The 21,228-nt window shown below is 71.1% G+C and carries 18 protein-coding genes; 11 read left to right on the forward strand and 7 right to left on the reverse strand.

Features of this window, described 5'->3' with window-relative positions; all coding sequences use genetic code 11:
- The first annotated feature begins 249 nt into the window (after nt 1-249).
- Genes ACWD38_RS26910 through ACWD38_RS26920 form a run of 3 tightly spaced genes read left to right on the forward strand, consistent with a single transcriptional unit; the run spans nt 250 to nt 3,009 of the window.
- Nucleotides 250-1,428: an acyl-CoA dehydrogenase family protein gene (locus tag ACWD38_RS26910; protein ID WP_184480725.1), complete on the forward strand. Its 1,179-nt coding sequence runs from the start codon at nt 250-252 to the stop codon at nt 1,426-1,428.
- Nucleotides 1,425-2,522 carry an acyl-CoA dehydrogenase family protein gene (locus ACWD38_RS26915; RefSeq protein WP_450125185.1) on the forward strand — a complete coding sequence of 366 codons (1,098 nt, stop codon included), beginning with the start codon at nt 1,425-1,427 and terminating at the stop codon, nt 2,520-2,522. Before ACWD38_RS26910 ends, ACWD38_RS26915 begins: the two co-directional genes overlap by 4 nt.
- 34 nt (nt 2,523-2,556) lie before the next feature.
- Nucleotides 2,557-3,009 (forward strand): MaoC family dehydratase, encoded by a 453-nt coding sequence (locus ACWD38_RS26920; protein ID WP_184480729.1) that lies wholly within the window; start codon nt 2,557-2,559, stop codon nt 3,007-3,009.
- A 287-nt stretch (nt 3,010-3,296) separates the two neighbouring features.
- Here the strand turns inward: ACWD38_RS26920 and ACWD38_RS26925 are convergent, their stop codons facing one another.
- The gene (locus tag ACWD38_RS26925; protein ID WP_450125186.1) at nt 3,297-4,205 is read right to left on the reverse strand and encodes a hydroxymethylglutaryl-CoA lyase; all 909 of its coding nucleotides are present in this window, start codon (nt 4,203-4,205) and stop codon (nt 3,297-3,299) included.
- A 305-nt stretch (nt 4,206-4,510) separates the two neighbouring features.
- On the opposite strand from ACWD38_RS26925, the gene ACWD38_RS26930 reads away from it, so the two are divergent.
- From ACWD38_RS26930 to ACWD38_RS26945, 4 genes are read left to right on the forward strand one after another with little or no spacing between them, the layout of a single operon-like run.
- Entirely contained in the window at nt 4,511-5,206 is a 696-nt protein-coding gene (locus tag ACWD38_RS26930) for an FCD domain-containing protein (protein WP_184480733.1), read from the forward strand.
- A complete protein-coding gene (locus ACWD38_RS26935) occupies nt 5,203-6,405 on the forward strand; it encodes a CoA transferase (RefSeq protein WP_184480734.1) in 1,203 nt (400 codons plus the stop codon). Before ACWD38_RS26930 ends, ACWD38_RS26935 begins: the two co-directional genes overlap by 4 nt.
- Before the next feature lie 43 nt (nt 6,406-6,448).
- The gene (locus tag ACWD38_RS26940; RefSeq protein ID WP_184480736.1) at nt 6,449-6,727 is read left to right on the forward strand and encodes a hypothetical protein; all 279 of its coding nucleotides are present in this window, start codon (nt 6,449-6,451) and stop codon (nt 6,725-6,727) included.
- Complete coding sequence (locus ACWD38_RS26945; protein ID WP_184480738.1) at nt 6,724-8,241, forward strand: sodium:solute symporter family protein; 1,518 nt, start codon at nt 6,724-6,726, stop codon at nt 8,239-8,241. The genes ACWD38_RS26940 and ACWD38_RS26945 overlap by 4 nt, the downstream gene beginning before the upstream one ends.
- 109 nt (nt 8,242-8,350) lie before the next feature.
- Here ACWD38_RS26945 and ACWD38_RS26950 read toward each other — a convergent pair whose 3' ends face one another.
- The 5 genes from ACWD38_RS26950 to ACWD38_RS26970 form a co-directional block, all read right to left on the reverse strand.
- Nucleotides 8,351-9,934 (reverse strand): AbgT family transporter, encoded by a 1,584-nt coding sequence (locus ACWD38_RS26950; protein ID WP_184480740.1) that lies wholly within the window; start codon nt 9,932-9,934, stop codon nt 8,351-8,353.
- A gap of 172 nt (nt 9,935-10,106) precedes the next feature.
- Nucleotides 10,107-11,096: a zinc-binding dehydrogenase gene (locus ACWD38_RS26955; RefSeq protein WP_184480742.1), complete on the reverse strand. Its 990-nt coding sequence runs from the start codon at nt 11,094-11,096 to the stop codon at nt 10,107-10,109.
- A gap of 52 nt (nt 11,097-11,148) precedes the next feature.
- A complete protein-coding gene (locus ACWD38_RS26960; protein WP_184480744.1) occupies nt 11,149-11,748 on the reverse strand; it encodes a TetR/AcrR family transcriptional regulator in 600 nt (199 codons plus the stop codon).
- A gap of 202 nt (nt 11,749-11,950) precedes the next feature.
- Nucleotides 11,951-12,715 carry an SDR family oxidoreductase gene (locus tag ACWD38_RS26965; RefSeq protein WP_184480746.1) on the reverse strand — a complete coding sequence of 255 codons (765 nt, stop codon included), beginning with the start codon at nt 12,713-12,715 and terminating at the stop codon, nt 11,951-11,953.
- Nucleotides 12,715-13,467 (reverse strand): SDR family oxidoreductase, encoded by a 753-nt coding sequence (locus tag ACWD38_RS26970; RefSeq protein ID WP_450125187.1) that lies wholly within the window; start codon nt 13,465-13,467, stop codon nt 12,715-12,717. Before ACWD38_RS26970 ends, ACWD38_RS26965 begins: the two co-directional genes overlap by 1 nt.
- A 437-nt stretch (nt 13,468-13,904) precedes the next feature.
- Here ACWD38_RS26970 and ACWD38_RS26975 point away from each other — a divergent pair, with 437 nt between their 5' ends.
- Nucleotides 13,905-14,489 (forward strand): DNA-binding protein, encoded by a 585-nt coding sequence (locus ACWD38_RS26975; RefSeq protein ID WP_184480750.1) that lies wholly within the window; start codon nt 13,905-13,907, stop codon nt 14,487-14,489.
- A gap of 34 nt (nt 14,490-14,523) precedes the next feature.
- Nucleotides 14,524-15,180, forward strand: coding sequence for an RES family NAD+ phosphorylase (locus ACWD38_RS26980; RefSeq protein WP_184480752.1), 657 nt, complete (start codon nt 14,524-14,526; stop codon nt 15,178-15,180).
- 185 nt (nt 15,181-15,365) lie between these two features.
- Here the strand turns inward: ACWD38_RS26980 and ACWD38_RS26985 are convergent, their stop codons facing one another.
- Nucleotides 15,366-16,337 carry a TerC family protein gene (locus ACWD38_RS26985; RefSeq protein WP_184485522.1) on the reverse strand — a complete coding sequence of 324 codons (972 nt, stop codon included), beginning with the start codon at nt 16,335-16,337 and terminating at the stop codon, nt 15,366-15,368.
- A 556-nt stretch (nt 16,338-16,893) separates the two neighbouring features.
- Here ACWD38_RS26985 and ACWD38_RS26990 point away from each other — a divergent pair.
- Together ACWD38_RS26990 and ACWD38_RS26995 are read left to right on the forward strand one after the other, a co-directional pair.
- On the forward strand, nt 16,894-19,698 hold the full coding sequence (locus ACWD38_RS26990; protein WP_184480754.1) for an alpha/beta fold hydrolase: 2,805 nt from the start codon (nt 16,894-16,896) through the stop codon (nt 19,696-19,698).
- Between the two features lie 473 nt (nt 19,699-20,171).
- A complete protein-coding gene (locus ACWD38_RS26995) occupies nt 20,172-21,101 on the forward strand; it encodes an ABC transporter permease (protein ID WP_425503611.1) in 930 nt (309 codons plus the stop codon).
- Nucleotides 21,102-21,228: the final 127 nt, after the last annotated feature.

A 21,228-nucleotide genomic window follows, 5' to 3' on the forward strand; every position in this document is an offset into this window, starting at 1 on the left:
TGGGGTGGGGGGGCGGAACCTCAGTCGTCTTCTCGCTGCGGTATCTTTTTCCCGAGTGGCTCCGCCACGAGGGAAAAAGCCGTCCTCGCGAGAAGACACCTGAGAACCCGCGGCGGTGCCGGTGGGCATGGTGGTCGCCGCTCAGCGGCTTCGCCGCTGACAAGACGAGGAGCAGGAACGGCGGACGCTTGGAGTCGTTTCCCTGGCAGGGCATGAGCAAATCCGGCTTGAGCACGAAGGAGTGCTGAGATGACCGATGCAGCCGAATTGCGTTCGGCGGTGCGGGAATTCCTCGCCGCGCACGATCCCGGGGGTGACCGGCTGGAGTTCCTGCGGGCCCGGTTCGACGCCGGGCTCGCCTGGGTGAACTACCCGGTCGGGCTCGGCGGCCGGGACGCGCCGCGCGAGTTGCAGACCGTCGTCGACGCGGAGTTCGCCGCCGCCGGAGCACCGGACAACGCCCCGTCGCGCAACGGGATCGGGCTCGGCATGGCCGCGCCGACGATCCTGCGCTTCGGCACCGACGAACAGCGCGCCCGCTACCTACGCCCGCTGTGGACGGGCGAGGAGATCTGGTGCCAGCTGTTCAGCGAACCCGGCGCGGGTTCCGACCTGGCGGCGCTCGCGACCCGCGCGGTGCGCGACGGCGACGACTGGATCGTCGAAGGCCAGAAGGTGTGGACCTCGTTCGCGCACAAGGCGAAGTGGGCGATCCTGGTGGCCCGCAGCGACCCGGACGCGCCGAAGCACAAGGGCCTGTCGTACTTCGTGTGCGACATGACCGATCCGAACGTGGAAGTGCGCCCGCTGCGCCAGATCACCGGTGAAGCCGAGTTCAACGAGGTGTTCCTCAACGGGGTGCGCATCCCCGATTCCCAGCGGCTCGGCGAGATCGGCCAGGGCTGGCAGGTCGCGATGGGCACCCTGATGAACGAGCGCGTCGCCATCGGCGGCGGCAACACCGGGCGCGAGTCCGGCATGATCGGCGTGGTCGCCCGGAAATGGCGCGACGACCCCGAGGTCCGGACCCCCGGTGCGCACGACCGGCTGCTGCGGCTGTGGGTCGAGGCGGAGGCGACCCGCCTTACCGGCCAGCGGCTGCGCCAGCAGCTCGCCGTCGGCACCCCCGGACCGGAAGGGTCCGCGGTGAAGCTGGCGTTCTCCCGGCTCAACCAGGAGATCTCCGGCTTCGAACTGGAACTGCTCGGCGAGCAGGGCCTCTCCTACGGGGACTGGACGCAGCGCCGGCCCGAGACCGTCGACTTCACCGGCCGCGACCCCGGTTACCGGTACCTGCGGGCGAAGGGCAACTCCATCGAGGGCGGCACCTCCGAGGTGCTGCGCAACGTCATCGCCGAGCGGGTGCTGGGGCTGCCGCCGGAAATCCGCACGGACAAGGACGTGCCGTGGAAGGAGCTGCCGCGATGAGCACCGACCTGCTCTACACCGAAGTCGAGGAGGACTTGCGCGCCGCGGTGCGCCGCGTGCTGCGGGACCGCTGCGAGGTGAGCTCCGTGCTCGCCCGCTGCGAATCCGACGAGCCCTACGACCTGGCGCTGTGGCGGACGCTGGCCGGCGAACTGGGCGTGGCCGCGCTCGCGGTGCCCGAAGAACTCGGAGGCGGCGGGGCCGGAGTCCGCGAACTCGCCGTGGTCGCCGAAGAGCTCGGGCGGTCCGTGGCGCCCGTCCCGTTCCTCGGCACCGTGCTCGCCACCGCCGCGCTGACCGCGGCCGGCGCGGCCGAGCCGATCGCCGAGATCGGCGCCGGAACGCTGGTGACGACCCTCGCCGTCGGGCTCGCCACCCGGCCGTCCGCGCGGATCGAACCCGCCGTGCGGGTCGACGGCGCGACGCTGACCGGTACCGCGACCGCCGTCGTGGACCTGGAGGTCGCCGACCGGGTGCTGGTGCCCGCGACCGGACCGGACGGCACCGGGCTGTACCTGGTGGACACCGCCGACACCGGGGTCTCCCGGACTCCGGTGACGCCGCTGGACCTCACGCGGCGGTTCGGCACGCTGGAACTGACCGGAGCGCAGGCCCGGCTGGTCGCGGCCGACGCGGAACCGGTGCTGCGGCGGGCGTTGCTCACCGCGGCCGGAGTGCTGGCCGCCGAACAGGTCGGCCTCGCCCAGCACAGCCTCGATTCCACTGTGGAATACGTGCGGACCCGCTACCAGTTCGGCCGCCAGATCGGCTCGTTCCAAGCGGTCAAGCACCGCCTGGCGGACCTGTGGTCCGGGGTGAGCACCGCCCGAGCCACCTCCCGCAACGCCGCCGACTCCCTGAGCGACGCCGACGCGGAGGCGGAACTCGCCGTCGCCCTCGCCCAGGCCTACTGCTCCGACCTGGCGGTGCTGGCCGTGGAGGAATCCCTCCAGCTGCACGGCGGCATCGGCATGACGTGGGAACACCCCATCCACCTCTACCTGGGCCGGGCCAAGAGCGCCCAGCTCACCTTCGGCACCGCCGAACACCACCGCGCCCGCATCGCCGAGCTCGTCGACCTGCCGTCGGCCTGACCGCTCCGCACCCCTCGTCGCAACAGGAGAACGCATGCGAGTCTTCACCAGCCCGACCGAAGTCCAGGAAGCGCTCGGAGCAGAGCTCGGGACCAGCGACTGGCTGACGATCACCCAGGAGCAGGTCGACGGGTTCGCCGACGCCACGCTGGACCACCAGTGGATCCACGTGGACGCCGAACGCGCCGCGCAGGGCCCGTTCGGCGGGACCATCGCGCACGGCTTCCTCACGCTGAGCCTGCTCTCGGCGCTCAACGCGCAGACCTACCGGTTCGAGAACGTCAAGATGGGCATCAACTACGGGCTGAACAAGGTGCGGTTCCCGAACCCGGTGCGGGTCGGGGCGCGGGTCCGCTCGCACACGCGGCTCGCCGAGATCACCGAGATCGACGGCGGCCTCCAGCTCACCGTCGAGTCCACTGTGGAGATCGAAGGTGCCGACAAACCCGCCTGCGTAGCCCAGGGACTCACCCGCGTGCTCTTCTGATCACTTCGTTGTCGATCCCTCGATCTCGGCTTGCGCAGCGGGTCGCGTGGCGGAACCTCAGTGGCTTCCTCGCTGCGGATCTTTCCCAAGTGGCTCCACCACGAGGAAAAAAGCCGTCCTCGCGAGGAACCCACTGAGAACTCGCCGGTGGTCGGCCTGCTCAAGCCGGTCGCTGCTCAGCGGCTCCGCCGCTGACAAGACAACGAGCCGACCTGGGTCGGCGAGGTCGAAGACAGGCTCTGATCAGCCACCCCGGTCGCTTCGCGCGGCGGTCCGGGGCAGGGTGATCAGCCGGGGAACGTGCCCGCCTTGCCGAGCAGGGCGGGCACTTCCTTGCCCAGCTGCTCGCCGATCCACGTGCCCGTCTCGGCCAACGCGGGCCCGTCCAAGCCGGTGCGCACGCCCATTCCGGTGAGCAGGTATTCCAGGTCCTCGGTCGCGATGTTGCCGGTGGCGTTCGGCGCGAACGGGCAGCCGCCGATGCCGCCGACGCTCGCGTCCAGCGTCGCGGCGCCCTCCTGGAACGCGGCGACGGCGTTGGCGTAGCCGGTGTTGCGGGTGTTGTGGAAGTGGCAGCGCAGCGGGACGGCGGGCGCGGCCTCGCGAGTGCGGGCCAGCAGGTCCACCACCTGGGTGGGGACTCCGGCTCCGATGGTGTCGGCGAGCGCGATCTCGGCGGGGCCGGAGTCGGCGATGCGGCGCGCCAGCTCGGCGACGTGCGCGGCGGACACCGTTCCCTCGAACGGACAGCCGAAGGACGCCGCGATCGTCACCGTCGGCCGGACACCCTCCCGGTGCGCCCGAGCCGCGAGCTCCGACCACAGCGCGAGGCCCTGCTCGGTGCTCATGCCCTGGTTGCGCTCGCTGAAGGTGTCGGTGGCGACGACGACCACGTTCACCTCGTCCACGCCCGCCGCCAGCGCCCGGTCGAAACCGCGGCCGTTGAGCACCAGGCCGATGTAGCTCACGTCCTCGCGGCGCGGCACGGCCGCCATGACCTGCTCCGCGTCGGCCATCTGCGGCACCCGGCGCGGATGCGCGAAGGACACCGCTTCGACGCGCCGCACCCCGGCGGCGATGGCGCGCTCGATCAGCTCGACCTTCGTCGCGGTGGGCAGCAACGTCGCCTCGTTCTGCAGCCCGTCGCGCGGCCCCACCTCGACGACCTCGACCCGCCCCGGAACACCTGCCTGCATCCCCACGCCTCCCTTTCGCGCCGACATCGATCCGACCTCGCGCGATTTCGCGAGAAATCGACCGCCACAACCCACGAAACCCTTGGTCCCGAGGTTCCGCGCGGTCAATTTCTCGCGACATCGCGCGAGTTGTCCACAGCCAGCGGATTCGTCCGCAGCCTGCGCGTGGCGACGGCCCGTCGTCGCACTTTCGTACACAATCCTGATGCACGCATCGTGCACCTCCCTGCGTTCAGGCGTCCAGACCCTTGATTCACCCAGGCTCGATGGCTACTTTGTGCACAATCCGAGCCAGGAGGTGGACGGTGTCACAGGCCGCGACGCGGGCTTACTCGGATCTGCGCCAGGAGATCCTCACCGGTGCGCGCCCCGCGGGCACCCGGCTGCGGGAAGAGGAGCTCGCCGAGACCTTCGGGCTCAGCCGCACGCCCGTGCGGGAAGCGCTGCGCCGCTTGGAGTCCGACGGGCTGGTGCGCCTCGTCCCGCACCGCGGCGCCGAAGTGGTGCGGTTCGAGGACGAGGACGTGGACGAGCTGTTCGACCTGCGCTGCCTGCTCGAATCGCACGCCGCCCGCCGCGCCGCCGAGCGCGGCGACACCGACGTCGCCGCGCTGCGCGAGCTCTGCGAGCGGATGGAGCACCTGCTGCACGACCTCGACGACTCCGGCTACGAGCAGATCACCCGGCTGAACATGGAGTTCCACCGCGCCGTGCACCGCGCGGGCGGGCGCCGCCTGCTGCCGGACCTGCTCTCCCGAGTCATCGACGTACCGCTGGTGCGCCGGACCTTCCACCAGTACACGGCCGCCCAGCTGGACCGCAGCTTCGCCCAGCACCGCGAGCTCGTCGACGCCATCGCGGCGGGCGACGGGGACTGGGCGCACGCGGTGATGCAGTCGCACCTGCGCGCGGCCCGCGCCTCGCTGGGCCGCACCCCGCCCGGCACCTCCGACGCGGACTCCCCCGCACCCCGCACCCCCGGCGAAAGGCAGGGCCAGTGACCACCTCTCCTCCCGGACCGTTGGCCGATCTGCGCGTCGTCGAGACGGGGTCGCTGATCGCCGGGCCGTTCTGCGGCCAGCTGCTCGCCGACTTCGGCGCCGAGGTCATCAAGGTCGAAGACCCCGCCCGCGGCGACCCGATGCGCGAATGGGGCGTGCACGCCGAAGGCACCTCGCTGTCGTGGCCGGTCATCGCGCGCGGCAAGAAGTCCGTGACCTGCGATCTTCGTTCCGCCGAGGGCCAGCGCATCCTGCGCGAGCTGGTGGCGCAGGCCGACGTGCTGGTGGAGAACTTCCGCCCCGGCACGCTGGAGCGCTGGGGTCTGTCCCCGGAGGCGCTGCACGAGATCAACCCCGGGCTGGTGCTGGTGCGCGTCACCGGATACGGCCAGGACGGGCCGTACGCGGGACGCGCCGGGTTCGGCTCCATCGGCGAGGCCATGGGCGGCCTGCGCCACGTCACCGGTGAGCCGGACCGGCCGCCGAGTCGCACCGGGATCTCGCTCGGCGACTCGCTGGCGGGCACGTTCTCCGCGCTGGGCGCGATGATGGCGCTGCACGCGCGGCAGCGCACCGGGCGCGGGCAGGTCGTGGACACCGCGATCTACGAGGCGGTGCTGGCGTTCATGGAGTCGCTGCTGCCGGAGTGGCAGCTCGCCGGGCACCGCCGCGAACGCACCGGCGCGATCCTGCCGGGCATCGCCCCCAGCAACGCCTACCCGACCGCCGACGGCGCCGAAGTGATCATCGGCGCGAACCGGGACACCGTGTTCACCCGCCTGTGCGCGGCGATGGACCGCCCGGAGCTGGCCGCCGAGGACGAGCTGGGCACTCACGCCGCGCGCGGCGAGCGGCAGCGCGAGCTCGACGAGCTGATCTCCGCGTGGACCCGCACGATGCCGACGGACGAGCTGCTGGACCGGCTGCACGAGGCGGGCGTGCCCGCGGGCCGGGTCTACACGGCCGCCGACATGGCCGCGGACCCGCACTTCGCCGCGCGCAAGGCGATCGTGCGGCTGATGCACCCGGAGCTGGGCGACTTCCCGATGCAGAACGTGGTGCCGCGGCTGTCCGACACGCCCGGCGAGGTGCGCGGCCTGGGCCCGGAACTCGGGGAGCACAACGACGAGGTGTACGGCGCGCTGCTCGGCGCCGACGCCGGGCAGCTCGCGCGCTGGCGCGAGGCGAAGGTGATCTGACCCGGCCGACCGGACCACCCCTCCGCGAACAGGAGAGACCACGATGGATCAACGACGATCCGCCGACCGTCCGCTGCGCGAACCGATCCGCCACCCCTGGTTGTGGGTGGGGCTCGCCCTGAGCGTGCTGGCCGGCATCCCGCTCTACCTGGCTCCCGGCCTGGTTCGGCCGCTCGTGTTCGGCATCCCCGCGTGGCTGGCCGTCTCGGTGCTCGCGACGCTGGCGTTCGCCGCGCTGACCAGCTGGATGTGCCTGCGCTGGTGGAACCTCGCGGAACCCGCGGAGGAAGCCGCCCGCGCCGAGGATCGGAGCGCGGCATGACCGGACTCAGCTTCGCCGGGCTCAGCGGCATCATCGTGCTCACCGCCTACGCGGTGATCATGCTGGTCATCGGCTTCTTCGCGGGCAAGGACGCGCAGGCGGGCAAGAGCGTGCGCGGCTACTACCTCGGTGGCGGCGGGCTCGGCTTCACCGCGCTGTTCTTCACGCTGTACGCGACGCAGTACAGCGGCAACTCCATCGTGGGCTACGCGCCGGAGGCCTACCGGTCCGGATTCCTGTGGTGGCAGTCGGTTCCGTTCATGATCGCGGTCATCGCCGGGTACCTGCTGTTCGCGCCCCGGCTCTACGTCATCGCCAAGCGCGAAGGCTTCGTCACGCCGACCGACTGGGTGCGCCACCGCTTCGGCTCGACGAAGCTCTCGGTGCTGGTGGCGCTGCTGATGCTGTGGGGCTTGGCGAACTACCTGCTGGAGCAGCTGGTCGCGATGGGCCAGGGCATCGCCGGGCTCACCGGGGAGACGGTGCCGTACCAGATCGGCGTGGTCGTGTTCGTGCTCGTCATGCTGATCTACTCGTGGACCGGCGGGATGCGCGCGGTGGCGTTCACCGACGTCATGCAGGGCATCGCGCTGCTGATCGGGATCGCGGTGCTGCTCGGCGGCGCGCTGTACCTGGTCGACGGCGACGTCGCCGGGGTCACCCGGCACCTGGTGGAGACCGCCCCGGAGAAGGCGGGCGTGCCCGCGCGCGAGGACTCGGTGAACTGGCTGTCGATGATCGTCATGATCGGACTGGGCGCCGCGGTGTACCCGCACGCCATCCAGCGGATCTACGCAGCGCGTTCCGAACGCACCCTCAAGCGCTCGCTGGCGATCATGGCGTGGATGCCGCTGGTGACCACCGGAGTCGTGTTCCTCGTCGGCATCATCGGCATCCAGCTGTTCCCCGGCCTGTCCGAGACGGGCTCCGAGCAGCTCGTCGGCATGATCGCCAACGAGGTCGCGGGCATCAACCTGTTCTTCTACATCACGATGATCCTGCTGTTCGGCGGCGTGATCGCGGCGATCGTGTCCACAGCGGACTCGGCGCTGCTGAGCTTCTCCGCGGTGATCTCGCGGGACGTCTACGGGCGCTACCTGAACCCGCGCGCCTCCGAGTACAAGCAGGTGCTGGTCGGCAAGGTCGCCGGGATCGTCGCCATCGCGCTGCTGCTGGCGCTGGCCTGGAACCCGCCGAGCACGCTGTACAACATCTTCGTGCTCAAGTTCGAGCTGATCGTGCAGCTCGCGCCGGTGTTCATCCTCGGCCTGTACTGGCGGCGGATGGCGGCGGGGCCCGCGTTCTGGGGCATGCTCGCCGGTTCCGCGGTGGCGGGGCTGCTGACCGTGCTCGACCTGGGGCCGTTCTACGGCGTGCCCGGCGGGCTGCTCGGACTCGGCCTCAACGTGGCGATCTGCGCCGTCGGTTCGCTGCTGCGGCCCGCACCGGTGGAGGACCCCGTCCGGCACGGCCTCGACCTGCGCCCGGTCAGCGGCGGAGCCGCCGCGCAGTGACCGGCGCCCTCCTTTCGAGGACGGCGATGTCGCCGCGCACGGCGAGCAGAACTCGCCGCCCCGGGCCAGGGGCGGCGAGCTTCCGCCGAACGCCGACCTGGAAGAGCCCTCACAGCCTGATGCCCATGCCCGGCCCGAGCGGCCAGTCCGCGAAGTAGAACGCGGTGAGGATCAGGGCCCACAGCAACCAGAACGGCACGACGAACGGCGTCATCCGCGCCACCAGCGTGCCGAGCCCGGCGTTCGGCTCGTAGCGGCGCAGGTAGCCCAAGATGATGATCATGTACGGGTTCAGCGGAGTCATGATCTGCGTCGCCGAGTCGCCCACCCGGAACGCAGCCTGCGCGAAACCCGGCTCGAAGCCGAGCAGCGCGAACATCGGCACGAACACCGAGGCCATCAGCGTCCACAGGCTCGACCCGGAGATGATGAACATGTTCAGCACCGAGGCCAGCACCATGAACCCGAGGAACGCCGGATAACCCGCCAGCCCCAGCGCGGTCAGCAGGTTCGCGCCGCCCACGGCCAGCGCCGCGCCCAGGTTCGTCCAGTTGAACAGCGCGATGAACTGGCCGAGCATGAACGCCAGCACCAGGAATCCCGTCAGGTCCCGCAACGCCCCGGCCATCAGCTTCGGCACGTCCGCCGCACGCGCGACCGCCCCCACCGGCACGCCGAACGCGATGCCGGGCACGAGGAACGCCAGGAATATCAGCGTCGTCACGGAGTCCAGCAGCGGCGACTCCGGCAGGAACCCGCCGGCGTCGTTGCGCAATGGCGAACCGGGCCACAGCACCAGGACCAGCACCGCCGCGAGCAGGACGGCCGCCGCGATCCCGGCCCACCGCAGGCCGCGCCGTTCCGCGGTACTGAGGGCGACGGTGAGCCGCCCGCCCTCCGCACCGTCCTCCCGATCGTCCACATCGGACTCGGGGGCCGCCTCCTCGCGGGGAACACCACCGCGGACCATGCGCGGCTCGATGACCCGGTCGATCAAGAACCCCGCCAGCAGGGCCAGCAGCACCGAGGACACCACGTTGAAGTAGTAGTTCGACACCGGCGTCACCGTCGCCCCCGGATCCGGCAGGATCGAGGCGACCTCGTTGCTGATCCCGGAGAACAGCGCGTCGAGGCTCGTCACCACCGGCGCCGTCGAATACCCGGCGCCCGCCGCGGCGAAGCCGCCGAGCAGGCCCGCGACCGGATGCCTGCCCGCGGCCTTGAACACCATCGCCGCCAACGGCGGCAGGATGATCATCGCGGAGTCGGCCATCACGCTGGAGGAGATGCCGACGAACCCCACCGCGTAGGGCAGCACCCAGCGCGGCGCACCGCCGAACGAAGCCCTGATCAACGCCGTGAGCAGCCCGGTCCGCTCCGCCAGCCCGACCCCGAGCATGATCGTGATGACGGTCTCCAGCGGCGGGAAGCCGATGAAGTTCGCGGGCATCTCGGTGAACAGGAACTCCAGCCCCGCACCGGACAACGCCGCCCGCACCGGGGTGTCCTGCTCCGCGCCGGGAATCCGCACCGACACCCCGAACGCGGCGACCACCGTGGACACCACGGCGACCAGCAGCAGCAACGAGCCGAACAGCAGGAACGGATCGGGCAGCTTGTTCCCCGCGCGCTCGACCAGGTTCAGCACCCGGTCCAACCTGCTCTGCTTCGCGGGTGCGGCGGTGTCGGCCATGCGAACTCCTGCTGCCGGGGCGGCGGTCGTCGCGCCCGGCACCGCCGGGACGCTGGGAGGAACCTAGTCCTCCGACCGGCGGCGGTGAAGGTGCGATCCCGCCTTCCCGCGGGACGGGACGGGCGCGCGGGCGGCGCGAACGCCTCCCGCACGCCCGATCAGCAGCGCCCGATCACACCGAGCGGTCGTAGACGACGCGCCCGACCGTGCTGCCCTCGCCGACGCGGCGGACGCCGTCGGCGACCGCGTCCAGCGGGAGCCGCTCGCTGATCAGCGGGCGGATCAGGCCTTCGTCGGCGAGCCGGGCGAGCTCCCGATGCGTGTCCACCACCAGCTGCGGGTTGCGCTCGTTGTACAGGCCCCAGTGCAAGCCCACGATCGAGTAGTTCTTGATCAGCGCGTGGTTCAGGCCGGGCGTGGGGATCGTGCCGCCCGCGAAGCCGATGATCAGGATGCGGCCCTCGAAGGCGATGCACTTCGTGGACCGCGCGTAGGTGTCGCCGCCCACCGGGTCGTAGACCACGTCGGCGCCCTTGCCACCGGTGAACTCCTTGACGATCGGCACGAAGTCCTCGCTCTGCCGGTCCACCACCAGGTCGGCGCCGAGTTCCTTGGCCACCTCGGCCTTCTTCGGCCCGCCGACGACGCCGATCACCTTCGCCCCGGCCGCCTTGCCCAGCTGCACCGCAGCGCTGCCGACACCGCCCGCCGCCGCGTGCACCAGCAGCGTTTCGCCTTCGCGCAGGCCCGCGCGCCGGTGGAGTCCGAAGTGGCCGGTCTGGTAACCGATGAACAGGGAAGCCGCCTCCGCGTCCGACAGCGACTCCGGTGCGGGGAAGGTGCGCGGCGCGTCCATCAGCGCCAGCTCCGCGAACCCGCCGGTGGGCAGCGCCGCCGAGCCGAGCACCCGATCGCCCGGCGCGAACCCGGTCACGCCCTCGCCGACCTCCACGACCTCGCCGCACAGCTCCACGCCCGGCGTGAACGGCAGCGGCGGCTTGATCTGGTACTGGCCACGGCACAACAGGACGTCGGGGAAGTTCACCGGGGTCGCCAGCACCCGCACCACCAGCTGCCCCTCGCCCGGTCGCGGATCAGCCACCTCGTCGAGCCGCAGCACGTCCTGCGGTTCACCGTTCTCGCTGAGCTGCCACGCCTTCACACGCCACCTCCGAAAGGGAGCTCCGCCGCTCCTCGTTACCGCCCGCGACCGGTCATGGCCGCAGGGATGTCAGCAGCAGATCCGCGAAGTGCTCGCCGATCTGCTCACCGGTCAGCTCGCCGTCGCGCCGGAACCAGGTGCCCAGGTGGTGCACCGAACCGAAGAAGAAGTCCACGACGAGCTCCGCCGGCTTGTCGGTGCGGAACACGCCCGCCGCCTGGCCTTCCTCGATCAGCGCCCGCACCCGCTCGTGGTAGCGGCGGCGCTGCGCCCGCACCTCGGTGCGCTTGTCCGGGTGCAGCAAGTGCATCGACCGGAAGAAGATCACCGTGTCGTCCAGGTTCGCCGCCGTCGTGGCCACCACGTCCGAGGCGACCGCGTGCAACCGCTCCGCGACCGGAGCACCGCCGTCCGCGTCCCGCTCCATCCGAGCCGTCTGCACGCGCAGCAGCCGCGCGTAGATCTCGTAGAGCAGGTCGTCCTTGGAGCCGAAGTAGTGGTACATCGCGCCCTTGGTGACCCCGGCGGCGTCCACGATCTGCTGCACCGAGGTCGTCTCGAAACCGTGCTCGGCGAACAACCGCGTCGCCGCCGCCAGCAGTCGCTGCGGCACCGTTTCGGCGGTCTCCGGTGCCGTGCGGGCCTCCGCCATGTGCGCCTTCCCTTCGGGCTCTCCGCAATGACCTAGCGGAACCTCAGTGGTCTCCTCGCTGCGGGATCATTTTCCCCCGTGGCCCGGCCACGGGGGACGACGCCGTCCTCGCGAGGCCCCGCCGGTGGTCATCGTGCTCTGGCCGGTCACCGCTCAGCGGACGGCGCAGCACCCGGCACCCCGTCCGGCAGGCGCACCGCGATCACGCCAGCCCGCGTTGCAGCTTGCGCATGCCGCCGTGCCACTTGGCGGGATCCGTCGCGCGCAGCGCGTAGTACTGCGCCACCTCGGGGTGCGGGAGGATCAGGAACCGGTCGTCCTGCAGCGCCGCCAGCACCTCGTCGGCGACCTGCTCCGGTTCGATCGCGGCGTCGGCCAGCAGCTTCTTGCCCGTCTCACCGGTGCCGTCGAGCAGGTTGGTGCGCACGCCCTGCGGGCACAGCGCCTGCACGGTGATGCCGCGGTCGGCGTAGGTGATCGACATCCACTCCGCGAAGGCCAGCGCCGCGTGCTTGCTCACCGCGTACGGCGCCGAACCCAGCATGGTGAGCAGCCCGGCGGCCGAGACGGTCGCCAGGAACCGCCCTTCGCCGCGTTCCAGCCACTGCGGCAGCACCGCTCGTGCGGCCCGCACGTGGGCCATCACGTTGACCTCCAGCGACCGCGCCCACGCGGACTCCTCCGCTTCCGGGCCACCGGCGTCGGCGACACCGGCGTTGGCGCAGAACAGGTCGATCCGCCCGTAGCGCTCCGTCGCGGCGCCGACCAGGTCGGCCACGCCCTGCTCGCTCGCGGCGTCGCCCGGCACGGCCAGCCCGCCGACCTCGGCGGCCACCGCCCGCGCCGCGTCCGCGTCGAGGTCGTTGACCACGACCGACGCGCCCTGCCCGGCGAACCGGCGGCTCAGCGCGGCGCCGATGCCGTTGCCGCCGCCGGTGACCACCACTACCGACTCCGCCAGCCGCATCACACACCTCCGGTGAGCGTCAGGCCGCCGTCGAGGGTGAGGATCTGCCCGGTCACCCAGGACGCCTCGTCGGAGAGCAGGTACGCCGCGGCGCCGCCGATGTCGTCCGGCACGCCGAGGCGCTTGAGCGGGTAGCCCGCCGAGACCCCGTCCTCGTCCTCGGCGTAGAGGGCGGTGGCGAACTTCGTCTTCACCACGGCCGGCGCCACCGCGTTGACCCGCACGTTCGGGGCCAGCTCCACGCCGAGCTGCTGGGTCAGCAGCGACAGCATCGCCTTCGTCCCGCCGTAGTAGCCGATGCCCGGCGAGGGCCGCTGCCCGGCCACGGAGGAGACGTTGAGGATCGACCCGCCGTGCTCCTTCATCCACGCCCGGTACACCTGCTGGGTCCACGACAGCGCGGCGAGCACGTTGACCTCGAAGGTCTTGCGCGCCACCGCGTGGTCCACGTCGATGACCGGGCCGTAGGCGGGGTTGATGCCGGTGTTGTTGACCAGGATGTCGATCCGGCCGTGGTCGGTCAGCGCGCGGTCGACGACCTCGGCCTGGTGCTCGACGTTGTCGGCCTTGCCCGCGACGCCCTGCGCGTTGCCCTCGCCGAGCGTCGCCACCGCCTCCGCCAGGGGTTCCGGATTGCGGGCGGTGATGATCACCTTGGCGCCCTCGGAGACCAGCCGTTCGGCGATGCCGAGGCCGATGCCGCGGCTGGCACCGGTCACGATCGCCACCCGGCCGTCGAAACGCTTGCTCATGCGATGCTCCCACTCGAAAGACCGACCAGTCGGTACGGACCAGTCAACGGGCTGCCCCAGGGTCGCGTCAAGCCTCGGAACCACCTCGCCGGCCCCACGACGGACTCACCCGGCACGGCCCGTCCGATCGACGAGCCACCCCACCGGACCACCCATCAGGCCCTTGACCTCACGTCGTGCAGCTGTCCCGGCACCGGGCTCCGCGACACCCGAAAATTGCCCCACCACGGGCTCGCCAGCAAAAACGGAGATCGTTTACTCCGCTGGGAGGCGATTTTCAACGCAACCGGACCCATCGCCCGAAAGATTAGGCCGGGTCCTCCGTCAGTCGGACGGACGCGGCACGCTGTGCGATGCGATTGCTACATCCAGTGATTCACCATTGCGGAGCGCACGATCGCGCACACGTTTGGCCCAGAACGCGCTACGCTGGGGACATGACAGTCGCGCTGGAGACCATCCTGGCCCGAGCAGGATTGCGGGTCACCGCCAACGAATTCCTCTCGCTCGTCGAGGACGCGGCGAAGAGGCTCATCACGCCGCAGGTCGACCCGGCAGCGCACTTCACCCACTCCGAACGCGAAGCCCTCGGCGAAGCCGGGCTGGACCTCGCGCCGCTCGCCGCGAACGAGACCGATCCGCGCGCCCGGACCGTAGCCGAGCAGGCGGTGCTGCGCGACACCGCGCTGTCGGTCAACCAGGCCGCGGAACGCATCGGCGTCGACTCCAGCCGCATCCGGCACCGCATCGGCGACGGGCGGCTCATCGGATGGAAGGACCGCGGCGGCTGGCGGCTGCCCGCCTGGCAGTTCAGCGACAACGACGTGCTGCCCGGCTTGGAAACGGTGCTCACCGGCATGCCGCAGGACCAGCCCGCGCTGGTGCTCGCGAAGTTCATGACGACGGCTCAGGACGACCTGGAACTCGGCGACCGGCCGGTCAGCCCGCGGGAATGGCTGCTCGCGGGCGGCAGCGCGCGACGCGTCGCCGACCTCGCCTCCGCGATCGGCACCCCGGCCTGATCCGTCCCGGACCGCGAACCCACCAGGACATCCGTTGGCAAGACTCCCCCAGCCGCCGGCCCCGGCGGTACTGCAAGCCATGCTGCGACGTACCGAGGACGTGATCGCGGTACCCGCGGGGACCCGGCTCGCCCGCGTGTTCACCTCCGGCGGCAACCACCCGCAGCAGTGGGACAGCTTCCGCTACGCCGGGCCGCTGCCGCACGCGCGCTTCGACCCGCACCTGCCCAACACCCAGGGCGGTCCGACGGTCACCCGCGAGCACGGGGTGCTGTACTTCTCGCTGTCCGTGCGCACCTGCGTCGCCGAGGTCTTCCAGGCGACGTCCACCGTGGACCGCCGCACCCGCAAGCCGCACCTGGTGCTGTTCCGCCCTCGCCGGACGCTGCGGCTGCTGGACCTGGCCGGGTTGTGGGCGACCCGCGCGGGCGCCTCGCAGGCGATCAGCAACGGGCCGAAGGAGCGAACCCAGGCCTGGGCGCGCAGCATCCGCGCGGCCTACCCGGAGCTCGACGGGCTCTGGTACCGGTCGGCGATGGACGGGGGCAACCCGTCGCTGTGCCTGTGGGACCCGCCGTCGGCGACGGCCCTGCCGGACGCCCCCGACGTGCTGCTGCCGCTGGACCATCCCGGGCTCGACGTGCCGCTGGGCCGCGTGTGCAAGGAGCTCAACTACACGCTGCTCGACTGACCGCGGCACCCCCGCCGGAAGTCGGCCTCGGCGTTGGCAATTTCGCGAGGAATCGGCGGAGGTTCGCACCAACGCGGCCGGATTCAAGTCCGCCGGGTGACGTCGTCAGTCGCGGCGTTCGACCCGGCCGTGAACAGAAACGCGCGGCACCCCACAACGGGGTGCCGCGCGTTCTGTTCGTCAGGTCAGGACTTCTCGGGCGCCGGCTGAGCCGCCTCGTCCTTGCGCGACTTCGCCAGGCTCGCGATCGTCGTGATCGCCAGCACGCCGATGATCACGCCGAGGGACATCCAGTTGTTGATCTCCAGCCACTCGGGCACCGCGTGGTACTCGTGCAGCGCGTGGATCACCAGCTTGATGCCGATGAACCCGAGGATGATCGACAGCCCCACGTTCAGGTAGACCAGCTTGTCGACCAGCCCGCCGAGCAGGAAGTACAGCTGCCGCAGCCCCATCAGGGCGAAGGCGTTCGCCGCGAAGACCAGGAACGGGTCCTGGGTGATGCCGAAGATCGCCGGAATGGAGTCGACGGCGAACAGCAGGTCCGCGCTGCCGATGGCGACGATCACCACGAACATCGGGGTGAGCCAGCGCTTGCCGTCGATCTTCACGATCGACTTGGTCTCGTGGTACTCCTCGGTCACCGGGAACACCTTGCGGACCCAGCGGACGACGACGTTCTCCTTGTACTCCTCGTCCTCGTCCTTGTTCCGGATCATGCCGATCGCGGTCCAGATCAGGAACGCGCCGAACACGAAGAACACCCACACGAAGCGCTCGATCAGCGCCGCACCCACCGCGATGAACGCACCGCGCATCACCAGGGCCAGCAGGATGCCGATCAGCAGCACGCGGTGCTGGTGGATCGTCGGGACCGCGAAGCTGGACATGATCACCATGAAGATGAACAGGTTGTCCACGCTCAGGGAGTATTCGGTGATGTAACCGGTGAAGTACTCGATCGCGAAGTGCTGATCACCGAAGATCCACACTCCGATGCCGAACGCGATGGCGCACGCGATGTAGAAGATCACCCAGCGAGCGGCCTCGCCGGTGGTCACCTCATGCGGCTTGCGGTCCACGATCACGAGGTCGATCAGCAGCAGCAGGGCGAGTCCGCCCAGCGTCGCCGCCCAGATCCACCACGGAACGTGCAGCGTGTCGACCGCTGCTGCTTGAGCCTGCTGGGCCGCCATCATCCTGGCACCCATCGATCACCTCCGGTTCAGGGCATGCGCCGGGACCGGAGGTCTCTTCCACCGGCGTACCGGTCGACGGCACCGGGTCCCGGCAGCAGCCTAGAGGCAGCCGACGAGGCCGTGATGACGATGCCGCCGCGAAGGAATACTCCCCTCCACAACGTTGCCAAGATTGTCACTTATGCACTGCTTCGAACACCAGCCCGGGTTGATCGACCCGAATGCGCACGGAAGACTACGGCGAGCTACTTGAAGCCACAATGCCCTGGTCAAAGCATCACCCGTTACGGGGTACCGGTGCCGCCGTGTGACCAATCCCATCGATCGCACCACACTCACTCGAACGAATGGGCGATCGCGCCCGTCCAGCGTGCGGTTATGATCGCCGCGCCCGCACTCGGGGATGCGGCCGTGCACCGAACGACTCGACGATCGCGAGGGTGACGCCGCAGGAGGCGACCGGATTTCTGTTCGGTTGCTGCTTCATAGCGTCTTCGCCCTGGCCCGCCTCAGGATGAATCCGTTGCCGCCTCTTTCCCCTACTGTCGGCCCCGTGCCCCAGCTCCTCCGCCACGGCAGGCGTTTCCTGCTGCTCATCGTGATCACCGTGCTCCTGGTCACGGGTGTGGCGGCGCTCTGGTCCGGTGAGCGCGAGCAGCCGGCACCACCGGCGCCGCGCGAAGCCCTCATCGACGTCCAGGACGGCCCCGACGGGCTGGAGCGCATCCAGATCGACGCCACCCTCTACGCGCCCGCCACCACCCCGGCACCGGCGGTGGTGATCGCGCACGGCATGGGCGGCGACAAGACCGACGCGGACGGGCAGGCGCGGGACCTCGCACGGCGCGGCTTCGCGGTGCTGACGTACTCGGCGCGCGGATTCGGCGGGAGCACCGGCCGGATCGCGCTGAACTCCCCGGACTACGAGGTCTCCGACGCCCGCCAGCTCGTGGACTGGCTCGCGCGGCAACCGGAGGTGCAGCGCGACCGCGACGGCGACCCGCGCGTCGGCGTGACCGGCAGCTCCTACGGCGGCGCGCTGAGCCTGCTGCTGGCGGGAAGCGACGCGCGGGTGGACGCGATCGCGCCGGTGATGACCTACAACGACCTCGGGCAAGCGCTGCTGCCGAACGCGGCGGGCACCGCGCCGCCGTCCGCCGACACCCCCGCGCACGGCGCGTTCGGGCCCGACGGCGTGTTCCGGCGCGCCTGGGCCGGGCTGCTGTTCGCCACCGGCGGACCCACCGCGGGCGGCGCCGGAGCCCCGGTGCGAACCGGCGAGCGGACCGCCACGCCGCCACCCGCCACCTGCGGGAACTTCACCGCCGAGGTGTGCGCCGCCTACAGCGAACTCGCCCGCACGGGTCGCGCGTCGGAGAAGACCCGCAAGCTGCTGGCATCGGTCTCCCCCAGTTCGAACAACGGCAACATCCGAATCCCGACGCTGCTGGTGCAGGGCACGCAGGACACGCTGTTCGGCTTGGACCAGGCCGACGCCAACGCCCGCCAGATCGCCGCCGCGGGCGGCGACGTCAGCATGCTGTGGTTCGCCGGCGGCCACGACGGCTCCGCGCCCCAGGCCCGCGTCCAGGCGCGCATCGCCGACTGGTTCTCCTCCCACCTGCGCGGCGCGGGCGCACCGGGCAACCGCTTCGAGTACGACATCGCCGGAGCCGCGCGCCGCGACGGCGACGTGCCGGTGCGCACCATGGCCTCCCCCGACTACCCGGGCGTGCGTTCGGATCGCACGCCGCGGTTCTCGCTGGACCTCACCGGCCCCGCGACCGAGGTGGTCAACCCGCCGGGCGGCTCCCCCGCCGCGCTGAGCTCGCTGCCCGGCTCCCCGGGCCGGAGGGATCGGTCCGAACCGCGGGACCTGCCGGGGCAGGTCGCGAACTTCCGCACCGAACCGGTGTCCTCGCGGCTGCTGATCTCCGGCGTGCCGCAGACGCGGTTGTCGGTGGCCGCGGTCCCCGGCCAGCCCACCACCGGCGACGCGGTGCTGTTCGCCAAGCTCTACGACGTCGACCGCGAGGGCCGCAAGGAACTGGTGGGAGACGGCGTCGCCCCGATGCACGTCACCGGGCTCCGGCCCGGCGGCAGGCCCGTGGAAGTGAACGTGGCGCTGCCGGGCGTGGTGCACTCGCTGGAGACCGGGCACCGCCTGGAGCTCGCGGTGACCACCACCGATCAGGCCTACGCGGTGCCGGTCGAATCGGCCGTGCACCGGGTGGACGTGACCGGGGACCGGGCGTTGTCGGTGCCGTCGGTGAAGGCCACCGGCATCACCGGCGGCACGTTCCCGACCGCGCCCGTCGCGGGCATCGCCGGAATCCTCGCGCTGCTCGGGCTGACCTGGCTGCTCTCGCGGCTGCGCCGCCGCTACGCCCGGCCCGAGGAACCGGAGGCGAACGGCTCCCCGCTGGAGATCACCGACCTCACCAAGACCTACCCGCACAAGGTGACCGCCGTCGACGGCGTGTCGATGCGCGTGGAACGCGGGCAGATCGTCGGACTGCTCGGACCGAACGGCGCCGGCAAGACGACGACGCTGCGCCTGCTGCTGGGACTGCTGCACCCCACCGCGGGGCAGATCCGCGTCTTCGGGCACCAGGTCGAACCGGGCGCGCCGGTGCTCTCCCGGATCGGTTCGCTCGTCGAATCACCCGGATTCCCGCCGCACCTGACCGGGCTGGACAGCCTCAAGCACTACTGGGCGGCCACCGGGCGGCCGATGCTGCAGGCGCGGTTCGACGAGGTCGTGCACATCGCCGGCCTCGGCGAGCACGCCCACCGCCGCACCGCCACGTTCAGCCAAGGCACCCAGCAACGGCTGGCGATCGCGCAGGCCATGCTGGGGCTGCCCGACCTGCTGGTGCTCGACGAACCGACGAACCGGCTGGACCCGCCGCAGATCCACCAGATGCGCGAGATCCTGCGCCGCTACGCGGCGACCGGGCGGTGCGTGCTGCTGTCGAGCCACCTGCTGTCCGAAGTGGAGCAGACCTGCACGCACGTGATCGTGATGCACCGCGGCAAGGTCATCACGACCGGCAGCGTGGAGGAGATCGTGTCCGTCGACGGCCAGGCGACGTTCCGCGTCGACGACCCGGAGCAGGCCGCCACCGCGCTGCGCTCGCTCGAAGGACTGGGCGCGGTGCAGGTCGACGGTGACCTGGTGCACGCGGACCTCGCCGGGCACAGCCGGTCGATCGCGGTGAACGCGCTGGTCGCCTCCGGTGTGGCGGTCAGCCAGGTCGGGCCGCGCCGCAGGCTCGAAGACGCCTTCCTGAACCTGGTCGGAGAGGAGCAGCGCTGATGGCGGAACGGTCGAACGGCGAATCCGCCGAAGCCCCCGTCCCGGACCCGTGGGCCGCGGCCCCGGAGCACGGCGAGCAGTCGGGACGCGAGACGCAGCCGTTGTCGACGGAATCCGAACGGCACCGGGCGGCGATCGCCCGCGCGCTGGAATCAGGCGGGTTCCCCGACCTGGACCCGGCGCAGCGGCGACCGCCACCGGTGTGGGGCGCCGACGCGATGCTCGCCGACGACCCGGAACCCGAGGACGAACAGCCGCGCGAGGACGTGCTCGACGCGGATCGGGCCGACCTACCTGAGCCGGAACCGGCCGACTGGACCTCGCCGACGTGGCAATGCGACGGAACGGAGGCGGCGACCTCCCCCACCACGACGCGGCCCGCGGCCACCGACGACGTGATCCCCACGAACCGCTCGACCGGCGTCGCCGCCGAACACCCCCGCTTCACCGACACCTCCACAGGACGATCCGGAATCGTCGAAACCGGCCAGGTCTCGGTCGCCGAACCCGCGGCGGAAACAGCGGCGGCCCTGCCCGTCAGCGCGCAAGACCCCACCCAGGCCGACGGCAGCGTGCAGGGCTACCAAGCGGGCCGGACGCTGCCCGTGCGGGTCGAACTCGCCCGCCAACTGGGGCGCAGGCGCACCCGGCTCGCGCTCGGATTCCTGATGCTGCTGCCGCTGCTGCTGCTCGCCGCGTTCGAGATCGGCGACGACGGATCCACCCCGCGGACCGGAGACCTCGCCGGGATGGCGACCTCCAGCGGGTTGAACTTCGCCGCGTTCGCCGTGTCGTCCTCGGCCGGATTCCTGCTCGTCCTGGTCGTCGCGTTGTTCTTCGGCGACACCGTGGCCAGCGAAGCCTCCTGGTCCAGCCTGCGCTACCTGCTCGCGGCGCCCGTGCCGCGCGGCCGGTTGCTGCGGCAGAAAGCGATCGTGGCCGCGCTGCTGTCGCTGCTCGGGACGGTGCTGCTGCCGACCGTGGCGCTCGCCGTCGGGCTGTTCTGGTACGGGCCCGGCGAACTGGCCACGCCGAACGGCAGCGTGCTCTCGTTCGCCGCGGGCGCCGTGCACCTGGCGCTGGCGGTGGCGTACCTCGCGGTGCAGCTGAGCTGGGTCGCCGGACTCGCCCTCTGGCTGGGCGTCAGCACGGACGCGCCGCTGGGCGCGGTGGGCGGCGCGCTGCTGGTCTCGATCCTCTCGCAGATCCTCGACCAGATCTCCGCGCTCGGATCGCTGCGAGCGTTCCTCCCGACGCACTACGCGAGCGCCTGGTCCGACCTGCTCGCCGAAGAAGTCGACTGGACCGGCATGGCCAACGGGACTTGCTCAGCGCTGATCTACGCGACGGTGTTCATCACGCTCGCCCACTGGCGCTTCCACGGCAAGGACATTACGAGTTGATCGGGGTTCTGGGGTCGTTTTGCTCGGGTGGTCGGGTGGCGGAACCTCAGTGGCTTCCTCGCTGCGGGATCTTTTTCCCAAGTGGCTCCGCCACGAGGGAAAAAGCTGTCCTCGCGAGGAAGCCACT

Source organism: Saccharopolyspora sp. NPDC002578, from assembly GCF_053592695.1.